At 32.2% G+C, this 23,436-nt stretch carries 17 protein-coding genes and 1 pseudogene; 15 read left to right on the top strand and 3 right to left on the bottom strand.

Annotation, left to right across the window (positions count from 1 at the left end):
• Window positions 1-80: 80 nt before the first annotated feature.
• From vanG to yqeB, 9 genes and pseudogenes are all read left to right on the top strand, one after another.
• Window positions 81-1,127, top strand: a complete 1,047-nt coding sequence (vanG, locus tag AACQ14_RS13310; RefSeq protein WP_339364068.1) for a D-alanine--D-serine ligase VanG — start codon at window positions 81-83, stop codon at window positions 1,125-1,127.
• Window positions 1,127-1,888, top strand: a complete 762-nt coding sequence (locus AACQ14_RS13305) for a M15 family metallopeptidase (protein ID WP_339364067.1) — start codon at window positions 1,127-1,129, stop codon at window positions 1,886-1,888. Before vanG ends, AACQ14_RS13305 begins: the two co-directional genes overlap by 1 nt.
• Window positions 1,888-4,022: pseudogene (gene vanT / locus AACQ14_RS13300) on the top strand (serine racemase VanT catalytic subunit). The gene AACQ14_RS13305 and the pseudogene vanT overlap by 1 nt, the downstream one beginning before the upstream one ends.
• 58 nt (window positions 4,023-4,080) lie before the next feature.
• Window positions 4,081-5,418: a lipid II:glycine glycyltransferase FemX gene (locus AACQ14_RS13295; protein ID WP_339364066.1), complete on the top strand. Its 1,338-nt coding sequence runs from the start codon at window positions 4,081-4,083 to the stop codon at window positions 5,416-5,418.
• A 131-nt stretch (window positions 5,419-5,549) separates the two neighbouring features.
• Window positions 5,550-6,392, top strand: coding sequence for an XdhC family protein (locus AACQ14_RS13290; RefSeq protein WP_339364065.1), 843 nt, complete (start codon window positions 5,550-5,552; stop codon window positions 6,390-6,392).
• A 45-nt stretch (window positions 6,393-6,437) separates the two neighbouring features.
• Window positions 6,438-6,914: a nucleoside-triphosphatase gene (locus AACQ14_RS13285; protein WP_339364064.1), complete on the top strand. Its 477-nt coding sequence runs from the start codon at window positions 6,438-6,440 to the stop codon at window positions 6,912-6,914.
• 14 nt (window positions 6,915-6,928) lie between these two features.
• Window positions 6,929-7,699 carry a selenium cofactor biosynthesis protein YqeC gene (yqeC, locus tag AACQ14_RS13280; protein WP_339364063.1) on the top strand — a complete coding sequence of 257 codons (771 nt, stop codon included), beginning with the start codon at window positions 6,929-6,931 and terminating at the stop codon, window positions 7,697-7,699.
• Between the two features lie 5 nt (window positions 7,700-7,704).
• Window positions 7,705-8,289: a molybdenum cofactor cytidylyltransferase gene (gene mocA / locus AACQ14_RS13275; RefSeq protein WP_339364062.1), complete on the top strand. Its 585-nt coding sequence runs from the start codon at window positions 7,705-7,707 to the stop codon at window positions 8,287-8,289.
• A complete protein-coding gene (gene yqeB, locus AACQ14_RS13270; protein ID WP_339364061.1) occupies window positions 8,282-9,073 on the top strand; it encodes a selenium-dependent molybdenum cofactor biosynthesis protein YqeB in 792 nt (263 codons plus the stop codon). The genes mocA and yqeB overlap by 8 nt, the downstream gene beginning before the upstream one ends.
• 127 nt (window positions 9,074-9,200) lie before the next feature.
• Here the strand turns inward: yqeB and xdh are convergent, their stop codons facing one another.
• From xdh to ssnA, 3 genes are read right to left on the bottom strand one after another with little or no spacing between them, the layout of a single operon-like run.
• On the bottom strand, window positions 9,201-11,762 hold the full coding sequence (xdh, locus tag AACQ14_RS13265; RefSeq protein ID WP_339364060.1) for a selenium-dependent xanthine dehydrogenase: 2,562 nt from the start codon (window positions 11,760-11,762) through the stop codon (window positions 9,201-9,203).
• A gap of 5 nt (window positions 11,763-11,767) precedes the next feature.
• Window positions 11,768-14,773 (bottom strand): putative selenate reductase subunit YgfK, encoded by a 3,006-nt coding sequence (ygfK, locus tag AACQ14_RS13260; RefSeq protein ID WP_339364059.1) that lies wholly within the window; start codon window positions 14,771-14,773, stop codon window positions 11,768-11,770.
• Window positions 14,774-14,787: 14 nt separating this feature from the next.
• Entirely contained in the window at window positions 14,788-16,113 is a 1,326-nt protein-coding gene (ssnA, locus tag AACQ14_RS13255) for a putative aminohydrolase SsnA (RefSeq protein WP_339364058.1), read from the bottom strand.
• 382 nt (window positions 16,114-16,495) lie between these two features.
• On the opposite strand from ssnA, the gene AACQ14_RS13250 reads away from it, so the two are divergent.
• From AACQ14_RS13250 to xdhC, 6 genes are all read left to right on the top strand, one after another.
• Window positions 16,496-17,131, top strand: a complete 636-nt coding sequence (locus AACQ14_RS13250; RefSeq protein ID WP_339364057.1) for a helix-turn-helix transcriptional regulator — start codon at window positions 16,496-16,498, stop codon at window positions 17,129-17,131.
• A gap of 73 nt (window positions 17,132-17,204) precedes the next feature.
• Window positions 17,205-18,410 (top strand): YgeY family selenium metabolism-linked hydrolase, encoded by a 1,206-nt coding sequence (locus AACQ14_RS13245; protein WP_339364056.1) that lies wholly within the window; start codon window positions 17,205-17,207, stop codon window positions 18,408-18,410.
• A gap of 28 nt (window positions 18,411-18,438) precedes the next feature.
• Entirely contained in the window at window positions 18,439-19,632 is a 1,194-nt protein-coding gene (gene ygeW, locus AACQ14_RS13240) for a knotted carbamoyltransferase YgeW (protein ID WP_339364055.1), read from the top strand.
• Between the two features lie 35 nt (window positions 19,633-19,667).
• Entirely contained in the window at window positions 19,668-21,947 is a 2,280-nt protein-coding gene (gene xdhA / locus AACQ14_RS13235; RefSeq protein ID WP_339364054.1) for a xanthine dehydrogenase subunit XdhA, read from the top strand.
• A 104-nt stretch (window positions 21,948-22,051) separates the two neighbouring features.
• The gene (gene xdhB / locus AACQ14_RS13230; RefSeq protein ID WP_339364053.1) at window positions 22,052-22,933 is read left to right on the top strand and encodes a xanthine dehydrogenase subunit XdhB; all 882 of its coding nucleotides are present in this window, start codon (window positions 22,052-22,054) and stop codon (window positions 22,931-22,933) included.
• Window positions 22,933-23,421, top strand: a complete 489-nt coding sequence (gene xdhC / locus AACQ14_RS13225) for a xanthine dehydrogenase subunit XdhC (protein WP_113674988.1) — start codon at window positions 22,933-22,935, stop codon at window positions 23,419-23,421. The genes xdhB and xdhC overlap by 1 nt, the downstream gene beginning before the upstream one ends.
• Window positions 23,422-23,436: the final 15 nt, after the last annotated feature.

The following is a 23,436-nucleotide window of genomic DNA, read 5'->3' as shown; positions in this document are numbered from 1 at the left end:
AAAGAAGTATTTTAGGAATGCATGTGCCAGAACATGTGTATTTTATTATTATTCAAATAGCTAAGAAGGAGACAAAAAATATGATGAAGAAAAAAATAGCAATTTTATTTGGAGGATATTCAACAGAATATAACGTATCTTTACAATCTGCCAATTCAATCATTAGAAATATCAATGATGAAATATATGAAAAAGTACTTATAGGAATTACAAGAGAAGGGAACTGGTTCAGATATTATGGTACAACAAACAACATACTCAATGATACATGGTATCTCAATGAAGATGAATGTGTACCTGTTGTCATATCACCTAATCGTAATCTGGGCGGGATTATTGAATTAACAGGAAGTGTTAATAAATTTACAAAAATCGATGCTGCATTTCCTGTATTACATGGGAAAAATGGCGAAGACGGTACTGTTCAAGGATTGATTGAGTTAGCAGGAATTCCACTTATAGGGTGTGATACACTTAGTTCTGCTTTGTGCATGAATAAGGATATTGCTCATAAACTTGCTAAAGAAGCAGGTATATCAATACCTGAAGGAATTGTCATCTCAAGTATGGAGAATGATAAGTCTTTGAATAGAAAAATACAACATCTTAACTATCCTTTATTTGTGAAACCTCTCAAAGCAGGTTCATCTTTCGGTATTACAAAAGTAAATGATAAAGGGAATCTGTTAGAAGCGGTTAATCTTGCATTCGAACACGATAATCAAGTAATAATAGAAGAAAACATTAATGGCTTTGAAGTGGGGTGTGCAATATTAGGCAATGACGATTTAATGGTAGGAGAAGTAGATGAAATTGAATTAAGTCATGGATTTTTTGATAATATTGAAAAGTACTCTTTAGAAAGTTCACAAATTCATTTACCAGCACGTATAGATAAGGAAACAACAGCTCGTGTAAAAGAAACAGCAAAACTGATTTATAGAACATTAGGCTGTAAAGGATTTGCGAGAGTAGATATGTTTTTAGATGATGACAAGATAATCTTCAACGAAGTTAATACAATACCAGGATTCACTTCTCACAGCCGCTATCCAAATATGATGAAAGGCATCGGGTTGTCATTTAGCAGCATCTTAGACAAACTGATTGAATTAGGGGTGGAATAATGGAAACTATTACTTTGAATAAAAAAGATATCTATACAGGTAATTTAATTCTTGTCAACAAACTTTATCCCTTAAGAAATAGCAGAAAAGAAAACAAATTATCCCTAGTACCATTAAATCATCAATATAAGGATACACTTCTTGAGATAAAGACAGCAAATATGTTGGAGCATCTTGTGAATGATCTGAAATGTGATGAAGACATAATTCCTGTTAGTGGTTACCGTTCATATGAGGAGCAGAAAAATATATATGTAGATTCATTAGAGAATAACGGCAAGGATTTTACAGAGAAATTTGTTGCTATTCCCAATCATAGCGAACATCAAACTGGGTTAGCAATAGATTTAGCACTAAAACAAGATAATATTGATTTTATTTGTCCTAACTTCCCATATGACGGTATATGCAATATCTTTCGTAAAAAGGCACCTGATTATGGATTTGTGGAACGTTATGAAAAGGGTAAGGAAGCTATTACTGGGATTGCTCATGAACCATGGCATTTTCGTTTTGTAGGTTATCCACATTCCAAAATAATGAATGAATACGGATTATCTCTGGAGGAGTACATAGACTTTATTAAAAAATTCCAATATGAAAATCATTTTAAAATAGAATCAGGTAATAAAACTATAGAGATATTTTATGAAAATATGTGTTCGCAAATGAAAACCATAGATTTACCAGATAAAGTATGCCATCTGATATCAGGTAATAATGTGGATGGTTTTATTATTACTTTGTGGGGGAATAATTAATGAATAGAAAAGAATATGCAGGAATCGATTATTTTAGGATTATAGCTGCTGTTTTAGTAGTAGCTATTCATACATCGCCTTTATTGATGATTAATGAAACTGCAAATTTTGTATTAACACGTGTTATAGCTCGTGTAGCAGTCCCATTTTTCTTTATGACATCAGGTTTCTTTTTGTTTTTTGATAGTAGAATAAATAAAGAAAAGTTGTATGGTTTTCTAGGAAAGACAGGTTTATTATACTTGGTTTCCATTATTATATATATTCCTATCAACATATATAATGGCTACTTCCAGCAAAAATCTCTGCTTCCTAATATATTGAAAGACATATTTTTTGACGGTACAATATATCATCTATGGTATATACCTGCATCAATGTTAGGGGCAGTCATTGCGTATTATCTAATAAAAAAGTTAGGGTATCATAAGGCGTTTATAATAGCTTTGTTATTATATGCATTAGGATTAATGGGTGACAGTTACTTTGGTATAATACAATCATCTGAGATAATAAAATCATTCTATGAGAAGGTGTTTTTATTTTCCAGTTATACCCGTAATGGTCTGTTTTTTGCTCCAGTATTCTTTGTACTTGGTGCTATTATTGCTAGACAGCGAAAACAATATTCATTAAATCTATGTCTGGTAGGCTTATTAAGCTCAATTATCTTAATGACAGTGGAAGGATTAATTCTTAATGGTTTAGAATTACAGAGACACGATAGCATGTATATTACATTATTGCCTTGTATGTTTTTCTTATATCAACTTCTTATTCAATGGAAGGGTCATTCATTAACCATACTTAGAAAAATTGCAATGATTATTTATATAATTCATCCAATGATGATAATAATTGTTCGTTTAATAGGTAAACTAACGAATCTTCAAGGGATATTGATTGATAATAATCTTATTCACTATTTTGTAGTGGTGTTATTTTCTAGTATAGTAGCCGTACTATTATCTAAACAGATAAAAAAAAAATAAAATATAAACAATATAAATCAATAAAGAATAAAGATAGAGCATGGATTGAAGTGGATTTGGATAATTTGAAGCATAATGTTAATACTTTACAAACAATCATTTCTGAGGAATGTCAGATAATGGCTGTTGTTAAAGCAGATGCTTATGGTCATGGTGCAGTAAAAGTGGCAAGCTTTTTAAATGAACTCGGGATAAAAGCATTCGCAGTGGCAACCATTGATGAAGGTATACTTCTTCGAAAAAAAGGTATCAAAGATGATATTTTAATATTAGGTTACACTGATCCGTCGAGAATTGGTCATCTAATACGATATAGTCTAACACAAACAATAATAGATTATGATTATGCTAAAAGGTTAAATGATGATGGGCATTCTATAAAAGTGCATATTAAAATAGATACTGGAATGCACAGAATGGGAGAAAATGTAAATAAAGTAGATAAGATAATTAAAATATTTCAATTTAAGAATTTAGAGGTTTGTGGCATCTATACTCATTTGTGTGTTTCAGATAGCAGGGACAAAGAAGACATTATGTTTACTGAAAGACAAATAAAATCTTTTTACTCATTACTGGATAATCTGGAAAATAATAATATCATATTACCAAAAGTCCATATTCAAAGCAGTTACGGACTTCTTAATTATCCTCAGTTACACTGCGATTATGTTAGATTGGGAATTGCTATATATGGAGCAGTAGATTCAGTTGGTGATAAAACCAAGATTCAACCTGACTTGCGTCCTGTTCTATCTCTAAAAGCAAGAGTTGCATTAATTAGGGAGATTGCTGCAGGTGAAAGCGTAAGTTATGGGAGAACTTTTACTGCTGATAATGACTGTAGAATTGCAGTAATTCCAATAGGTTATGCAGATGGTTTTCCCCGGAATCTTTCTTGTGAATGTGGTAGTGCATTAATACATGGTTATCGTGTACCTATTATTGGTAAAATCTGTATGGACCAGTTGATTATAGATATAACTAATGTTCCAGAAGTGAAACAAGGTGACATTGTTACTTTGATTGGAATTGACGGAAGCGAAAAGATATATGCGACAGAAGTAGCTGATGATTCTAAAAGCATTGCTAATGAAATATTAAGCAGGTTAAGTTATAGATTAAAAAAAATATATATTTGATTTTTATAGATAGAGGAATGATAATGAGTATGTAAAAATCAAGTAAGGAGATTTTAAGATGTATAATTTTAAGGAAATAGAAAAGGAACAATTAAATAGTTTTAATATGGATTTTAAGGGACATATTTTTCAAACATCCTATTGGGCGGATGTAAAAGAAGAATGGAATGCGAAATTCTTTGGAGGGTACTCTGACAATGGAAATCTTGTACTGACATGTGTAATCCTAATAAGAAAAATCCCTTATCTTAATAAGAGTATGGGTTATATCCCTAGAGGTTTTCATTGTGATTACAGTAATAAAAAACTAGTTACTGAATTTACTGATTTCATAAAAAGATATGGTAAGAAGAATAAGATTGCTTTTATATCAATAGACCCAGATATTCATTTACATGAAAATGAGGAATTAAATGATTTTGGTAATGAAGTGAAAGACATGTTGATTGATATAGGATACAAAAATAAAAACACGAAGAACTTTGAGAATATACAACCTAATTATGTGTTTAGACTTTATTTTGATATGAAAAAGGAGTTAAGTGAAAGAAAAAAAGATATTTTTGATGCTTTTTCTAAAAAGACAAAATATAATATTAAGATTGCTGAAAAACGTGGTCTTACTGTAGAGGTATATGATAAAGAAAACATTACTGATGATATAATTGATATATTCCATAAAAAAATGTTGATTACAGGTCAAAGAGATAAATTCATAACAAGAAATAGGGATTATTTTAAGAATATGATTGAAAAAATCTATCCTTTTTGCAGATTGTATATGGTGAAATATAATTATGATTTAGATTCCAATAGAATTAAGACTAATCTTAATAGTCAGTTAAAGAATATGAGTAAATTGGAAAATAGAAAGAATAATATTGTAGATACCTTAGAGATCACAAGTGATAAAGATGAGATAAAGAAGAATAATAAAAAACTGCTGGATTTGGAGAAAAGAATAGCAGATAGTCAAAGACAAATAGAAGGTTTTAACCAAAGACTAAGAAGTATCGCAGAATATGAAGAGAGTACTGACGTTTATATAGCAGGTGCCATATATTTATATTATGGAGGGAAAGGATGGTATTCATATGGTGCATCTGATAATGAACTTCGTGATACGATGCCTAATTATTTGATGCAGTGGAAGATGATAGAAGATACTATAGATTTAGATTGTTACATGTATGACTTTAGAGGTGTTTCAGGAGATTTAGATTCCAATAATCCTCTTTACGGACTTTATAAATTCAAAAAGGGTTTCAACGGGGATTTCGTAGAATTTATTGGGGAGTTTGATTTAGTCATCAATAATTTTGTGTATAAACTATTTCGCTTTGTATTACCTAGATTTAAGAGAATAAGATCTAGGCTAAAGAATAAGAGAAAGTAATATTAGTTATAAAGAAGCTTATTTCCAATTGGGAATAAGCTTTTTAAAATTTGACAAAATATTTTTAAACAAGTTATAATATGATTACATACATATAATTTGACCAAATAATTTGATTAACTATATTATTTATGGAAAGAAGTGAAAAAGTGAAAGGTATTTATGAAGAGTTAATACATATGAAAGAAAACGGTGAAGCTTGTGTCATGGTTACTGTGGTTGAGATGACAGGGAGTGCTCCAGTAACAGTAGGGAAAAAAATGTTGGTGGGAGAAACCAGACCTGCTATGGGAACTGTTGGCGGTGGTGCATTAGAATATTTAGCAAAACAAAGGTGTAAAGAATTAATTGCCAAAAGAGAAAGTAAACTAGAAAAATATATACTTAATGAAGGTAAGATTGAAGAAGAAGGAACAACTGTATTACCAATGGCTTGTGGTGGAAGAGTAACCCTTTTTTATGAATATATAGGTGCTAATAAAGTCTACATTTTTGGAGCAGGACATGTGGGACAAGCTCTTACAAACATGTTATATAAGATGAATTTTTTTATTACTGTTATAGATGACCGAAAGGAAATATATGAAACTATTCAAAACGCTCATAGAAAAGTGGGGATTTCATATGTAGAATTTATAGAAAAAGAAAAGTTAAGTGAAAATAGTTTCATTGTGGTATGTACTCCATCACATAATAATGATTTTAATGTACTGAACAAAGTTCTTGAATTGGATTTGAAACCAAAGTATATTGGGATGCTTTGTTCACAAGTTAAATTAAAAGCTTTCCTGAAAAAGATTAATGAAAAACATGGCAAAGTGGATTTGTCAAACCTATATTCACCTATTGGTCTAGATACAGGAGGTTGTTCTCCAGAAGAAATAGCAGTATCTATAGCAGCAGAGATATTGGCTATTAGTTATGATAAAAAAGGTCATAAGCATCTAAGAAATAATGAATTATTGGATAATTAAAATTTGATGTTATGAAAAAGATACTACTTACGGAAGGAAAAACTAATGGTTAATGTAATTACAGGACCTATAAATTCAGGTAAAACAAGTAAAATGATTAAGTTATATGAACGGGTTCAAAAAGGTGATGGATTTGTTTCCATTAAAAATATGGAAAGAGATAAAGTACATAGTTATGAAATAATGCAATTATCTAATAGAAAAAAGCAACTTTTTGTTCTAAGAGAAGATTATTTAACTAAAGATTGGTGTGAGTCATGCAAGATGGGACCTTACAGCTTCTCAACACCTGTCTTGAAGCATATAGAAATTACTATAAGAGAACTGATAAAATCTAGAGTAACACCAATCTATTTAGATGAGATTGGACGTCTTGAATTACAGAATAAATGCTTTCATAAAATACTAGCAGAGTTATTGAATAGTGAATGTGATCTTTATATTACAGTTAGAGAAGATTATTTAGATGATCTAATAAATAAATATAATCTAAGAGACAAAATTAATGTAATATATGTATAAGAGAGGATAAAAAAGTGGATCTTTTAAATGCATTAGATTTAGACGTACAAGGTAATAATATAATATCTATAGTTGGAGCTGGTGGAAAAACTACAACTATGTATAGACTTGGAAATGAATTAAAGGAACTTAAGAGAAAAGTATTATTGACCACAACAACTGCAATTTATTATCCCATGTCAAATGAATATGATAACTTAATTATCTCAAATAACCTAGAACAACTGATATTAGAATCTAAGAGATTATCTAGAGGTACCGTTACTATGATAGGTAAAAACATCTTTCATGATAATAATAAAATAAAAGGTATTGAAAAAGAGTGGGTGAAACCTCTATTAAATCAAGGGGATTACGATTTCATTGTAATAGAAGCTGATGGAGCAAAAAGAAAGTCCATAAAAGCACCAACATGGTATGAGCCAGTAATAGCAAATTGTTCAACTTTGGTAGTGGGCTGCATTGGTTTAGACATTATAGGAAAGAGAATAGATGAGAACTGGGTACATAGAGCAAATATTTTTTCAAGGGTAGTAGGTAAAGAGATTGGGGACATCATTGATTATGAAACCATCTTCAAATTAATTATTTCCAGAGAAGGTTTATTCAAAGGATGCAAGAACCATTCTAAAAAGGTGGTTCTACTAAATAAAATACGAGATGATGAACAATTATTTTATGCGCAAAAATTGGGAGAAAAAATTATAAAAGATGGTGTGAACATCTCAAGGGTAATTATTGGAAATGTAAATATGGAAAATCCAATAATCAAGATTGTGGAGTGATAATTTTGGTAACAGCTATTATCTTGGCAGCAGGTTTTTCTAGAAGATTTGGCAGAGAAAAATTATTGATGAAGTTAGATGGTAAACCTATAATTGCTCATGTAATAGAAACAATAATTAAAAGTGAATTTAAAGAAATTGTACTTGTTTATCAAAATGAAGAAATAAAAAAAATAGCTGAAAATTTTAAAGTACAACATGTTTATAACCAATCAGCTATAACAGGTATGAGCAGTTCAATTAAATGTGCTATTATGAAAGCTACTGAAACAGATGCATATATGTTTATCAATGGCGATCAACCTTTTGTTAATTCTCATGTTGTTGAAGATTTGATAACAACATTCAATAATAGAAAAGAAAGTATTATCGTTCCAAGATATGATGGTGAAAGAGGTAATCCTGTTATTTTCGGCTCAAATTGGAAAGATGATTTTCTTAGAATTACCGGAGATATTGGGGGAAGGAATATAATCAAAGATAATAAAGACGAAGTCTATTATTTAGATATATCTGAAAGCAAATGGGGGTTGGATATTGACACCAAAGAAGATTATTTAATTATTAAGGAGTTGACTGATAATGAATAGAGGGTTAGTTGTAGTAAGAGGAGGAGGAGATATTGCAAGTGGAACTATACATAGGCTTACAAAATGTGGGTTCAGAGTTGTAGTACTAGAGATAGATAAACCAACTGTTATAAGAAGAACAGTTTCATTTGCAAATGCATTATTTGATAAGGAAATAACTATAGAAGGTATTAAGGCTATTAGAATAGATGATGTGAACGATGTTGATGATTATTTGAATAAGAGTATTATTCCAATGTTAGTTGATGAAACAGGTAAGAGTATTGACACTTTAAAACCAGATATTGTGATAGATGCAATATTAGCTAAGAAGAATTTGGGTACCAATATGGAGATGGCACCTATTGTCATAGGCTTAGGTCCAGGATTTACAGCAGGCAAAGATGTACATGCTGTCATTGAGACAAATAGAGGACATGATCTAGGTAAAGTAATCTATAGTGGGAAGCCACAAAAGAATACTGGTATTCCAGGTAATATAGAAGGATACACCCATGAGAGGGTTATACGTTCTTCTAATGAAGGTATTGTAATTACCAAAGCCCATATAGGTGATGTAGTCAATAAAGGTGATTGTATAGGATATATTGATGAATCACCTATATTAGCTCCTTTAGATGGAGTAATAAGAGGATTGATAAAAAGTGGTATACACGTTACTGAGAATTTTAAGATAGGAGATGTGGACCCTAGAGGTAAAGTTGACCATTGTTTTACCATATCTGATAAGGCAAGAGCGGTAGCTGGGGGAGTTCTAGAAGCTATATTAACTATGCAAAAATAAATAGGCATATATATAATCTTACATTACTTGGTTATAATCATAAACTAGTATATATAAATCTGTGTATAATAATTTTTAAAAAAATCTCCATCCTTAATATAATCAGATAAAGGGTGGAGATTTTATATTATTTCTTTTTCTTACTATAAGGAGTATTGACAAGAGGTAAACTAGTTCTGAATTCATTATCGTAGTTGTAATATGCATTGGATACTGCTGGTGCTGTAACTATAGAACAAATTTCTCCGATACCTTTTGCACCATGCGCCAACCCCTTATGCTTTTTGCCTATAATTATCGGTTTGATTTCTGGAACCTTATTAGCCTTAAACAGCCCCAATGTACCGAATTTAGCTGTAGGTCTGCAATTATCTAAAGGATAATTTTCAGTTAGTGCATAGCCAAGACTCATAACAGTTCCACCTTCAATCTGTCCTTCAATGGATTTTGGATTAATTGGAGTTCCAACATCGTGGCATGCTACAATTCTTTTTATAGTTCCATCATCATTTAATATTACAACATGTGTAGCGTAACCGTATGTAACATGACTGTAAGGATACTCCTTATCAGAACCTAATGGATCAGTTACACAGGTGTATTCCCCATAATATTCTTTACCCTCTAGTTCTGATAATGATTTATCTTTTAGATCATTTTGTAATTTGGTTGCGGCTATCCTTGCAGCTTCTCCTGTAAAAACTGTTTGTCGAGAGGCAGTAGAGTTACCAGAATCAGGAGTCAAATAGGTGTCAGGAGTACTATGTACAATGTTATTAGGTGATATATTGATGACTTGGCAAATCATTTGAGTGATAACTGTTGCCAGCCCTTGACCAACACAGGCTGCACTTGTATGAGTATATATCTTATTGTCTTTAATTATCAATCTGCATCTGCCTGTATCCGGGACACCAACCCCAAGTCCTGCATTTTTCATAGCACAAGCAATACCTACATGTTTTTCGCTTTCAAAATCTTCTTTAACAGCTTCTAGTGTTTCAGCACAAGCTGTATATTCATCAGCAACCTGACCATTAGGAAGTATCTGGCCTGGTCTTATTGCATTTCTATATCGTATTTCCCAAGGTGATATTCCAACTAATTTTGCTAATTGGTTAATGTTATTTTCAGTGGCAAAACAGCTCTGAGTAACACCAAAACCCCTGAAAGCTCCACCAGGTGGATTATTGGTATATACCGCTTTTCCTAATATATCTACATCTTGATAATTATATGGTCCAGCTGCATGAGTACATGCCCTTTGGAGTACAGGTCCTCCTAGTGATGCATAAGCACCTGTGTCAGATATGATGGTAGCTTTCATAGCTGTGAGATAACCATTCTCATCACAAGCTGTTGTGAAATCCATTTCCATTGCATGACGTTTAGGGTGTACTAGTATACTTTCTTTTCGTGTAAATGAAACTTTTACAGGTTTATGAGTTTTATATGCTAGTATAGCCGCAAGATGTTGAACTGTCATATCTTCTTTTCCCCCAAATGCTCCGCCTACTATTTTACTGATGACTCTTACTTTATCTTTATCTAAGCCTACGGCTTCTGTACATTCTCTATGTGTCTGGTAGATTCCCTGATCAGCACAATAAATAGTTATTTTATCATCTTTTTCAGGAACAGCAATTGCACTTTCAGGTTCTAAAAAGGCATGTTCTGTAAAAGGAGTACTATAATGGTTAGTTACAACATATTTGGAATTCTTGATTTTTTCATCTGCATCACCCCTGACTAGATGTTCTACGGATAAGATATTACCGTCTTCATGAATTAGAGGAGCGTTGTCGGCTAAAGCTTCTGTTGGACATGTGACAGGTTTTAGTTCTTCGTACTCAATATCAATCAGTGATTTTGCTTGTTCCAGAATTTCTTTTGTTTCTGCAGCAATCAGCACTATAGCATCACCTAAGCATCTTGTCTGGTTTCCTTCTGGTATAAGTATATCCCAATCTTTCTTTAGATGACCAATCTTAGGTGAACCAGGTAAATCTTTTGCAGTAATCACTGATATGACACCTTCCAGTTTTTCAGCTTGACTTGTATTGATTTTTTTCACGATTGCACGAGGATATTTGCTTCTAAGACAGCTTCCATATATCATACCATCAATACGCATGTCATCTACATATTCTGCTTCCCCAAGTACTTTTGAGATGGCATCAACTCTGTGCATATTTTCTCCCACAAGACCAGTGAAAGAACATTCTGGTATATTAGTATTCTCTCTTAATAACTTTGCAGCTAATTCTATTGCTTTTACTATCTTTACATAACCTGTACATCTGCATATATTGTTTTTTATTGCCTCTCTTATTTGTTCTTCATTAGGGTCAGGCAATTTATCAAGCAATCCTTTTGCACTAATAACCATACCAGGAGTACAAAAACCACATTGGACAGCACCAGCTTCTTTGAAGGCATAGCTATATACATTCTTTTCTCTTTCAGAAAAACCTTCTACAGTTAATATATCTTTTCCATTCAACTTATCAGTCCATAAAACACATGACTTAGTTGCTTTACCGTCAACCAGTACCATACATGCTCCACATGAACCTTCCATACATCCATTTTTAACGGAAGTAAGATTTAATGTATCTCTTAGATAATTGATCAATTTCTGTTTCTTTGGTACAAAAACACGTTGTCCATTAACAATAAAATTTGACATCGAAATCACCTCATTAGAAAACTATATTTTTCATTTACAGTGGTTATTATGTTTTTAATATCTGCAGGTAGTGTATTATGATCGTTGTTAAGGTCAATCTTCAGTATCTCATCATTAAGCCTAATTCTGCATTCACTTCCATTGTTATTACACATATAGAATCCTTGGTTTTTACTTTCTAAGAAATCTTTTTCTGTATTGAAAAGGGTGAATTTATCTTTATATGGTGCACTATCATATGGACAGAATACTTCACAGTTACCACATTCGTTACATAAGCTGTCTATATGTATAATCTGTGACATGGATTTGCCAGGAACAGTGAGTGAGATATTAGCCCTATTAGGACATACATCAACACATGTTTCACACACCATATTACATTCGAGACATCTTTTACTTTCATTTTTTATATCATCAAATTTTTCAATAGTACCTTTTTTAACATAGGCATCTTCCAAGTTTTGTTTATTAAAGTAAGTACCAAACCCTTTATCTTTTATATATTCCTTATCCATAATAGACAAAGAGGATTTAATTGAATCCGCAATAGATTCTACAACTGTTGATGGACCACGAAGGGCATCACCTACAACATAGACATTTTCAATATTTGATTCGCATGTTTCTTGGTTCACTATTACATTATTATTTTCTACCTTGATTCCATTAGATTGGAATAGGCAGGTATCAGTATTTTGACCAATAGCAGAGATAATTGAATCTGCATGAATGTTAACTAAATTTCCTGTTTTTATTGGTTTGCGTCTGCCTGAACTATCAATTTCTCCTAGCTTCATTTCTTCACAATATATTGAACCTTCTGAGAATTTGACAGGGGAGAGCAGTTCTTTGATTATTACACCATCCTCAGCAGCTAGTAACAATTCTTCTTCATCGGCAGGCATATATTTTTTTGTTCTTCTATAAACTAGATATACATTAATAACACCTTTAACTCTTTTTGCAGCTCTTGCTGTATCCATAGCGGTATTGCCTCCGCCAATTACAACAATATCTTTACCTAATTCATATTCTTTGTTTCCATTTTTTATGTTCTCCAGAAAATCTAGTGCATCAATAGGATTCCCGTTTTCTAATTTTAGATTTACAGGATTCCAAGCACCAACAGCTAGTAATATATATTTATATCCTTTTTCTTTCAATTCTTCAATATTATTTTCTTCATGGCCTAATTTTACTTTAATACCCATTTTCTTGATTAGTTCAATATCCTTTTGAATGGAATCCGATGATATTCTGAATTCTGGGATTACGTGTTTCACAATACCCCCTAAAGATTTTCTTTTTTCGAATATAGTTACATTCATTCCACATCTGCCAAGAAAATATCCTGCTGCCAATCCTGCTGGACCTCCTCCTATAACGGCTACTTTTGTATGAGATTTTGTAGTAGGTGTACTTAATTCATTTATAATATCATTATATGCTGCTTTTGCCGCTTCCAATTTCACGTCACGTATCTTAATATGTTCTTCATAAAAATTACGGGTACATTTAGTTGTACATGGATGGCTGCATATAGTACCAGTTATGAAGGGAAGAGGATTCCTATCAATAATTACTTTTAGTGCATCTTTGTATTTGCCTTTACCCATTAGATTAATATAAGTAGGTATTTCTTGGTTAATAGGACAACCTAATTTACAAGGAGATATAAAACAATCAACTAGAGGAACTTTTTTATTTATTTTATTATTATGTAAAGGTTTTATTGGCTTTCTATAATAAGGATCAATTACTGCATTTTCTTTTAATTCTTTTATAGCTGATAGACTTATTTTAGCGTAATTATCAGGATTTAGATTTCTTAATTTATCAGCTAGTTGTATGCAGCGTTCATATCCACCATTCTTTAGTAGGGTAGTAGCAATAGTTATTGGCCATATTCCTGCTTTTACAATTTTATCTATGTTATATGCATCAGCACCACCAGAGTAAGAAATCTTAAGGTTACCGTTGAAAGATTCCGCTAATTTGTAGGCAAGAGCTATTGAAAGAGGATATAATGAACGTCCTGACATATACATTTCTTCACCGGGGAGTTCATCATGAGCTATTTTTACTGGAAAAGTATTAGTTAGCTTAACTCCAAAAGTCAAGTTGTTCTTAGCAGCCAGTTGTAATAGACGCTGAATCATTGGTACAGCATCTTCATATTGTAAATCATCCCTAAAATGAAAATCATCAAATACTAAATAATCATAACCCATTTCATCTAGAGTTTTACGAGCATAATCATAACCAAGTAGAGTAGGATTACATTTTACAAAAGTATTCAAATGCTTTTCTTCCAATAGATATGAAGCTATACGTTCTATTTCTTCAGGAGGACATCCATGAAGGGTTGATAAAGTAATAGAAGTACATATATTAGGGGAGATATTTTGTACAAATTTCTTATCTATATTTTTGAATCTATTTATATTCTTTAAAGTATATTCTTTACATTGGAGCCAAATAGGAGAGGAAGAAGCGTCTTTCAAACCTTCAATAAAAGCATCAATTTTTGGAGATGATATACCTTCAAAATCATATCCAACACTCATATTGAAGATAAAGCCGTTTTCATCACCGAAGCCATATTCTTTTGATAACAACTTAAGAATAAACCACGCTTTAACATATTCTTCTAAGGCTTGTTCTACTGTTAGCTCTGTTGACCATTCAACGTTATACCCTTCATCTCTTGCGTTAATACATGGTTTATTTACACATAAATCTTCACCATCTAAGGTCTGTACAGTTTTTAATTCAAAAAATCTGCATCCAGCTACATATGAAGCAATAATATTTTGTGTAAGTTGAGTATGTGGACCAGCAGCTGGACCAAAAGGAAGTTCCATATGTTCACCAAACAAATCGATTTTATCTTTACTATCAATATGTACGAATTTTCTTACTCCAAATATTGTGCCCAATCTACTATATTCATCTATTATCCATTCTATAATATTCTCAAATGGAATAGGATACATTCTATCGCTCATTTTTCACACCCCTATTAAAATTTTTTCCATAAAGTTGTTGACAGTTCTCTTGCTTTTGCAAATATACTAGCTTCATCTATATTTAGAAGTTCTCTATCTTTCATTAGTAACTTACCATTTATCATAGTTGTTTTTACGTTACGACCATTCATGCCAAATAGAATATGGCTATTGACATTATTTTCATCAAGTGGGGTGAATGGGTCATAGTCTAATACGATTACATCAGCATATGAACCTTTTTTAAGTATTCCCAATGATTTTTCATAAAAACGATTAGCTATTTCTGAATTATTATCAAATAACATCTTGGGAACTTCTGCCCATGCTACAGAAGGATTGTTATTATGATGTTTATGTAAAATGTTAGCTACTTTCATGGATTCTAGCATATCACTGGTATAACCATCTGTTCCAAGTCCAAGAACAATATCTTTATCCATTATTTTTAATATAGGAGTACAACCAACAGCATTACCCATATTAGACTCAGGATTATGTACAATCATTGTATTAGTTTCTTTTAGAATATCCATCTCTAATGGATTTATATGAATACAATGAATGGCAAGAGTTTTTGGACCTAATATATCCATATCATATAAACGATTGACTACACGTTTATTATGTTTGTTCAAGGAATCATATAAATCTTCGATACCTTCAGCTACATGGATATGATATCCTGTATCAGTTGGTGTATTTTCTGATATATGATATAAAGTTTCATCAGAAAGAGTGAAGGCAGCATGTAATCCCATCATACCTTTTTGCATATCGCTGGTATCCTGTTTTGTGGAGTTAATGAAATTGGTGTTCTCTTTAACTGCTTGAACCATTTCATTTTTGCCATTACGGTCTGATACCTCATAGCAAAGACAAGTACGTAATCCTAATTCATGTGCCACACCAGATATCTCAAATAAACTTCCAATTGTCGCACCATAGCTTGCATGATGATCGAATACAGTTGTTACACCATTCTTAATACAATCTATATATGTGACATAAGAACTATACTTAACATCTTCCAGAGTTAGATGTTTATCAATTTTCCACCACATACCTTCCAGAATATCTGAAAACTTTTTGGGATGATAACCTTTCAAGGATAACCCTCTAGCAAAAGAACTATAGATATGATGATGTGTATTAATAAGACCTGGCATAATCAATCCTTGATTTGCATCAATAAATTCTTCATTTGGATATTTTTCTCTCATATCTTTAGTGGTTCCCAAATCGTAGATTAGATTATCTTTTACACATAGACAGCCATCTTCAATAAATGGGGTATTACCATCTCTGGTTATCAACTTTCCATTACCCAATAAAATCATATAAACCCTCCTTATAATACCATAAATTATATTAAGATTATTTAGAATTTGACTTAATAATATAATACTTATCATGTTAGTTATTAAATTATATTAATTAAATCATATTAAATAACTAATTATATTAAAAATATACTATATAACATAATACACATATATTAGATAAATATTTTTAAAATACATAATGTATATGCGTATAATATTATATTAACAGACTACCACCAATAGTAGCAAAAGTCAAAGAAATTAAAAATATTTTTGTAAAATAAAAATATTTTTGCAATAATCATTGAATAATTAATTTTATGGTGATATACTAAAATCATAAAATAATAAATCATGATAACTAATAAAATAAAGTAACTTTTGAAAGGATTTTGTAATGGATAATAATGTTAATTTGGATTTTTTAAAACGGCTGGCTAGAGGCATAGTGCATCATTTCGGAAAGAATTGTGAAGTAGTCATACATGATTTGAAATCCGATAGTTTACAAAAGACCATTATAGAGATTGAAAATGGTCATGTTACTAATAGAAAAATCGGAGATGGTGCATCCCATATAGTACTAAATACAATAACTAACGAAGAAGACAAGTTAGAAGATTCTATAGGCTATTTAACAAAAAGTCATGATGGAAGAATATTAAAATCTAGCAGTATATATATCAGAGATGAAGATGATAAACCTATAGGGATCTTTTGTATTAACTATGATATTACAGAGCTTACTATTGCAGAGAACTCCATAAAAAGTTTGCTTGAATCTAAGGAAGAGAAAAATGAGGTAGAGGAGATACCACAGAATGTAAATGATTTATTAGATAATTTAATTGAGCAATCAGTTAAGTTGATTGGGAAACCTGTAGCATTAATGAGTAAAGAGGATAAGATAAAGTCGATTCAATACTTAAATAATGCTGGTGCTTTTCTAATAACAAAGTCAGGAGATAAAATATCTAAATATTTTGGGATATCAAAATACAGTATCTATAATTATATAGATGTTAAAAGATAATAACTATAATTAATCTCAGTAAAATATTTTGAGAATTAATCAAATAAATTTAAACTTGAGGAGGTTTTTATTAATGGATTTTAATGAGGTAAAAAAGAAAGCTAATGAGTATGAAAAACAGATGACTAGGTTCTTACGGGATTTAATTGCTATACCAGGAGAAAGTTGTCGGGAAGAGAAGGTTATTAAGCGTATTGAAAAAGAGATGAAAGATGTTGGATTCGAGGAAGTTAGAATTGATAAAATGGGTAACATTCTTGGATTTATGGGTAGTGGAGAAACTTTGATTGCTTATGATGCACATATAGATACTGTAGGACTTGGTGAAATGAGTAATTGGAATTTTGACCCTTATGAAGGTTATGAAAATGATGAAGAAATAGGTGGCAGAGGTTCTTCAGATCAATTAGGTGGGATAGTATCTAGTGTTTATGGTGCTAGGATTATGAAAGATCTAGGATTAATAAATGATAAATACAAAGTATTGGTAACTGGAACAGTACAAGAAGAGGACTGCGATGGATTGTGCTGGCAGTACATAATCAATGAAGATAAGATAAAACCTGAATTTGTTGTAATTACTGAACCAACTAACGGTAATATCTATAGAGGACATAGAGGACGAATGGAAATTCGTGTAGAAGTTAAGGGTGTATCTTGTCATGGTTCAGCTCCAGAACGTGGAGATAATGCAATATACAAAATGGCTGAGATTATAGAAGAAGTAAAAGAGCTTAATGATAAATTGCATTATGATGAATTTTTAGGAAAAGGAACTCTTGCTGTATCAGAAATCTTTTTTAATTCTCCATCCAGATGTGCAGTTGCAGATATGTGTGCTATATCTATAGATAGACGTTTGACAGATGGAGAAACCTATGAATCAGCTCTAGATGAAATTAGACATTTATCAAAAGTAAAAGAGTATGAAGCTGTGGTAAGTATGTATAAATATACTAGACCAAGCTGGACTAATCTTACTTATCCAACAGACTGTTATTTTCCAACATGGGTAATACCAGAAGATGCTTCTCCTACAAAGGCAATGGTAAAAGCTTATGAAGGAATGTTTGGTAAACCAAAAGTTGATAAATGGACATTTTCTACAAATGGAGTTTCTATAATGGGTAGATACAATATTCCATGTATAGGATTCGGACCAGGTAAAGAAGAGGAAGCTCATGCGCCTAATGAAAAAACTTGGAAAGCTGATTTAGTTAGATGTGCTGCTGTATATGCTGTTTTACCAACAATGTACCTTGAAGAAGAATCTAAATAATTAAATAGATCGTGAAAGGGAGAATAAGATGAGAGATATTAATAATTATATTGATAAGTTGAAAAAGTTGAATTTTAGTGACATGTACAATAATGATTTCATTTTAACATGGGAAAAGACAAGAGATGAATTAGAAGCTGTATTCACTGTAGCTGATACTCTCCGCTATCTAAGGGAAGAGAATATTTCAACACGAATATATGATAGTGGACTTGGTATATCATTATTTAGAGATAATTCTACCAGAACAAGGTTTAGTTTTTCTTCAGCTTGTAATCTGTTGGGATTGGAAGTACAGGACCTTGAAGAAGGTAAATCACAGATAGCACATGGGGAAACAGTTAGGGAAACAGCTAATATGATATCTTTTATGGCTGATGTAATTGGTATTCGTGATGATATGTATATAGGAAAAGGTAATGAGTACATACGTGATTTTTCTAGGTATGTGAGACAAGGTAATGAAGATGGAGTATTAGAACAAAGACCTACACTAGTCAATTTACAATGTGATATTGATCATCCAACTCAAACAATGGCTGATATGCTTCATCTAATTCATCATTTCAATGGAATAGAAAATCTAAAAGGTAAAAAAATAGCAATGACTTGGGCTTATTCACCATCTTATGGTAAACCACTTTCGGTTCCTCAAGGAATAGTAGGATTAATGACTCGTATGGGTATGGATGTAGTATTAGCTCATCCAGAAGGATATGAAATAATGTCAGATGTTGAAGAGGTAGCTAAACAAAATGCCTTAAAATCAGGTGGGACATTTACAAAAACCAATTCCATGGAAAAAGCATTCAAAGATGCTGATATCGTTTATCCAAAAAGCTGGGCACCTTTTGCTGCTATGGAAAAGCGTACCAATCTATATGGTATGGGAGATATGAATGGTATAGATAAACTTGAAAAAGAATTATTAGCTAGAAACAAAGAACACAAAGATTGGCAGTGTACAGAAGAATTAATGAGTATGACCAAGGACAAAAAGGCTCTTTATATGCACTGTTTACCTGCTGATATAACAGATATAAGTTGTGAAGCTGGTGAAGTTGAGGCTTCAGTATTTAATAGATATCGTATTCCTCTATATAAGCAAGCCAGTTATAAACCTTATGTTATTGCTTCAATGATACTACTTAGTAAAATTAAAAATCCTGCTGAACTATTCACTAACTTATATAATAATCCTAAGAAACGAAAATTGGATTAATTTCTATAATAAAGTTGCATATCAAGGAGGGAAAAATGAGTATTGGAAAAAGTGTTAAAAGAGTAGATGCTTTTGAAAAAGTCACCGGACGTGCACAATACACAGATGACATTCCATTAAATGATGTCCTTGTTGCAAAAGTACTCCATAGTACCATAGCAAACGGATTGGTAAAAGAAATAGATATAAAAGAAGCGTCAAAACTTCCAGGAGTAGTGAAGATAGTAACTTGTTTTGATGTTCCTGACGTAACATTTCCAACATCTGGGCACCCTTTGTCACTTGACATACACCATGCAGATATTGCAGATAGGAAGTTGCTTAATAGAAGAGTTAGATACTATGGTGATGATATTGCTGCAGTAATAGCCAAAGATGATGTAACAGCTTCAAGAGCTCTTAATTTGATCAAGGTTGAATATGAAGAATATAAGCCCTTAATGTCTATAGATGCGTCTTTGGAAGAAGGTTCAAGACCTATACATGATAATTTTCCTGATAATATCCTTACCCATTCTAATTACCAAATAGGTGATTATGAAGAAGCAATAAAAGAAGAAGGTCTAATATCTTTTGAAGGTGAATATATAACCCCAATGGTTAAGCATTGTCATATGGAAGCACCAATTTCATATGCTTATGCTGAGTCAGGGAGAATGGTAGTTGTTACCTCAACCCAAATTCCACATATCATTAGAAGAATAGTTGGGCAAGCGCTGGGAATTGGCTGGGGAAAAGTTAGAATTGTAAAACCTTATATTGGTGGAGGTTTTGGTGATAAGCAAGATGCACTTTATGAACCTCTTAACGCTTATCTTTCAAAATCAGTAGGTGGAAGATGTGTAAAACTTGATATAACACGAGAGGAATCATTTGTTAATACACGTGTACGTCATGCTATGAAGATAAAAATCAAAAGCTATGTAAGACCTAATGGGAGATTCGTAGCAAGAAAGATTGAAGTCTATGGTAACAAAGGTGCATATGCTTCTCATGGTCATAGTATAACTTCTAAAGCGGGTAATGCTTGTAAGCAGATATATAATGATGAGAAAGCTATCAAAGGAGATATGTATAGTGTGTTTACAAATATGCCTGTAGCAGGCGCTATGAGAGCTTATGGTATACCACAAATAACTTTTGCTCTAGAATCACATATTGATGAAATAGCTAGAGGACTTAATCTTGATCTTATAGAAATTAGAAAACTTAATATGATGAAACCTGATTTTGAAGACAATGGTATTAAGTGTTATAGTTATGGACTTGAAAAATGTATTGAGGCAGGAAAAGAATATATTGATTGGGATAATAAGATAGAAGAATATAAAAATCAAACAGGACCAATGCGTAAAGGTGTAGGGATGGCTATATTCAGTTATGCTACAGGGGTTTACCCTATATTGTTGGAAACAGCTTCATGTAGAATTGTTCTTAATCAGGATGGTACTGTTCAATTACAAATGGGAGCTACGGAGATAGGTCAAGGTGCTGATACGATATTCTGTCAAATGGTAGCAGAAGTACTTGATATTCCTACTAAAAATGTACATATAATAAGTAATCAGGATACTGATGTAACACCTTATGATTCCGGTGCTTATGCTTCAAGGCAATCATATGTATCAGGAATGGCTGCTAAAAAAGCTGCACTTCTCTTAAAAGAAAAAATAATAAAACATGCTAATTTCATGCTGAAACTACCACTTGGTAATATTGATTTAAAGGATAGTATGATTATTAATAAAGAAAACGGTGATATTTTAGCTTCTTTAGAAGAAGTTGCAACACATGCATTTTATAATACAGAAAAATCTGTTCACATTACAGCTGATATAACTAACCAATGTAAGTCTAATACTTTTTCTTTTGGAGTATGTTTTGCTGACGTTGAAGTAGATATGGCTATTGGTAAAATTAAAGTCAATAGAGTAATCAATGTCCACGATTGCGGTAAGGTCCTGAATCCTGATCTTGCTGCAGCACAAGTACATGGTGGAATGAGTATGAGCTTGGGATATGGTTTAAGTGAGCAACTATTGTTTAACGAAAAAACTGGTAAACCACTAAATAATAATTTACTGGATTATAAGCTACCAACAGTAATGGATACACCTCACTTAGAGGCTCAGTTTGTTGATACATATGATGTATCTGGTCCATTCGGAAATAAAGCGCTAGGAGAACCACCTGCAATTCCTGTTGCTCCTGCTGTCAGAAATGCAGTATATCATGCTACTGGTGTTAATTTTAATACTTTACCATTAACACCACAAAGACTTGTTGAAAGATTTATTAAGGAAAATCTAATATAAAGGTCAGGCTAAAGTATTATAATTACTTGCCTTATCCTGTGAAGCGGTCGGTCTGTGTGATTATAATACCTTAACCTTCCGTAAAGAGTGAAGGGAGAAATAAGATGTATGATATAGAGAATATATATCAGGCTACTTCTGTAATGGATGCCATAGAGCATCTCTTGGCGAAACCAGATGCTTTAATTATTGCAGGTGGAAGTGACATACTTATAAAGATACATAATGGTAAATTATCTGGTTGTTCGCTGGTAAGTATTTATGGATTAGATGAACTTAGAGGAATATCTGTAGATGAAGATGGAAGGATAAAGATAGGTCCTCTTACAAGTTTTTCACATATAACTAATGATGAAATAATAAAGAAACACATACCTGTCTTAGGAGAAGCTGTTGACCAAGTTGGAGGTCCTCAAATAAGGAATATAGGAACTATTGGAGGAAACATATCTAACGGAGTCACTAGTGCTGACAGTGCATCAACTTTGTTTGCACTTAATGCTCAGCTAGAAATCACAGGCATAGATGGAAAAAGAATCATTCACATATCAGACTATTATATAGGACCTGGAAAAGTAGTATTGAAACAAGGAGAAATACTTACTGCAATATATATAACAAAAGAAAATTATCAAGGGTTTACAGGTTGTTATATAAAATATGCTATGCGTAATGCAATGGATATTGCAACACTGGGTTGTTCTGTTACATGTAAACTAAGCCAGGATAAAACAAAGATTGAAGATGTACACTTGGCGTATGGTGTTGCCGGTCCTGTTCCAATGAGATGTCCAGAGACTGAAAAATCAATTATAGATATGGAAATATCTGATGAAATGTTTGAAAAGTTTGGGGCGATGGCAATGGAGGAGGTAAATCCTCGTGATTCTTGGAGAGCTTCTAAAACACTTAGGCTCCAACTTGCCAAAGAGTTAAGTAAACGTGCTCTGAAGCAAGCAATAATTAAATCTGGAGGGGTATTATAATGGCTAATGTAGAATTGAACTTTATTGTAAATGATGAACCTAGAAATATTATAATAGATGACCGAGATTCTCTTGCAGATGTACTTAGAAATAAGCTTCATCTAACAAGTGTGAAAAAAGGCTGTGAAGTTGGAGAGTGTGGCGCTTGTACTGTACTTATCAATGGAGAGACTTTTGATTCATGTATTTATCTAGCTATATGGGCAGAAGGTAAGGAAATACGTACACTTGAAGGTCTGATGGATGAAGATGGCAATATATCTGATATACAGCAAGCTTTTATAGATGAAGCAGCTGTCCAATGTGGTTTTTGTACACCAGGATTCATAATGTCAGCAATGCCTATTTTAGAAAGTGATAAAGAGTTTACAAGAGAAGAGATTAAGAAACATCTGTCAGGTAATCTATGTCGATGCACAGGATATGAAAATATAATAAATGCAATAGAAAACGTCAAGAAAAGCCGTATGAATAACCAAAATATATAATATAGGAGGTATTAT

The sequence above is a fragment of the Vallitalea maricola genome, from assembly GCF_036985595.1.
Lineage (GTDB): Bacteria > Bacillota > Clostridia > Lachnospirales > Vallitaleaceae > Vallitalea > Vallitalea maricola.
Note: the sequence above shows the minus strand (reverse complement) of the source record. Positions and strands in the feature narration are given on the sequence as shown.

What these genes read in the sequence shown, in the direction of transcription:
- ssnA (WP_339364058.1), bottom strand. Translation starts at nt 16,113, where the DNA reads ATGATTTTATTGGGTAATGGAAAGTTGATAACCAGAGATGGTAATACC.
- AACQ14_RS13285 (WP_339364064.1), top strand. Translation starts at nt 6,438, where the DNA reads ATGGTTAATGTAATTACAGGACCTATAAATTCAGGTAAAACAAGTAAA.
- AACQ14_RS13250 (WP_339364057.1), top strand. Translation starts at nt 16,496, where the DNA reads ATGGATAATAATGTTAATTTGGATTTTTTAAAACGGCTGGCTAGAGGC.
- AACQ14_RS13305 (WP_339364067.1), top strand. Translation starts at nt 1,127, where the DNA reads ATGGAAACTATTACTTTGAATAAAAAAGATATCTATACAGGTAATTTA.
- yqeB (WP_339364061.1), top strand. Translation starts at nt 8,282, where the DNA reads ATGAATAGAGGGTTAGTTGTAGTAAGAGGAGGAGGAGATATTGCAAGT.
- ygfK (WP_339364059.1), bottom strand. Translation starts at nt 14,773, where the DNA reads ATGAGCGATAGAATGTATCCTATTCCATTTGAGAATATTATAGAATGG.
- vanG (WP_339364068.1), top strand. Translation starts at nt 81, where the DNA reads ATGATGAAGAAAAAAATAGCAATTTTATTTGGAGGATATTCAACAGAA.
- xdhB (WP_339364053.1), top strand. Translation starts at nt 22,052, where the DNA reads ATGTATGATATAGAGAATATATATCAGGCTACTTCTGTAATGGATGCC.
- xdhA (WP_339364054.1), top strand. Translation starts at nt 19,668, where the DNA reads ATGAGTATTGGAAAAAGTGTTAAAAGAGTAGATGCTTTTGAAAAAGTC.
- ygeW (WP_339364055.1), top strand. Translation starts at nt 18,439, where the DNA reads ATGAGAGATATTAATAATTATATTGATAAGTTGAAAAAGTTGAATTTT.
- AACQ14_RS13245 (WP_339364056.1), top strand. Translation starts at nt 17,205, where the DNA reads ATGGATTTTAATGAGGTAAAAAAGAAAGCTAATGAGTATGAAAAACAG.
- xdh (WP_339364060.1), bottom strand. Translation starts at nt 11,762, where the DNA reads ATGTCAAATTTTATTGTTAATGGACAACGTGTTTTTGTACCAAAGAAA.
- AACQ14_RS13295 (WP_339364066.1), top strand. Translation starts at nt 4,081, where the DNA reads ATGTATAATTTTAAGGAAATAGAAAAGGAACAATTAAATAGTTTTAAT.
- xdhC (WP_113674988.1), top strand. Translation starts at nt 22,933, where the DNA reads ATGGCTAATGTAGAATTGAACTTTATTGTAAATGATGAACCTAGAAAT.
- AACQ14_RS13290 (WP_339364065.1), top strand. Translation starts at nt 5,550, where the DNA reads ATGGAAAGAAGTGAAAAAGTGAAAGGTATTTATGAAGAGTTAATACAT.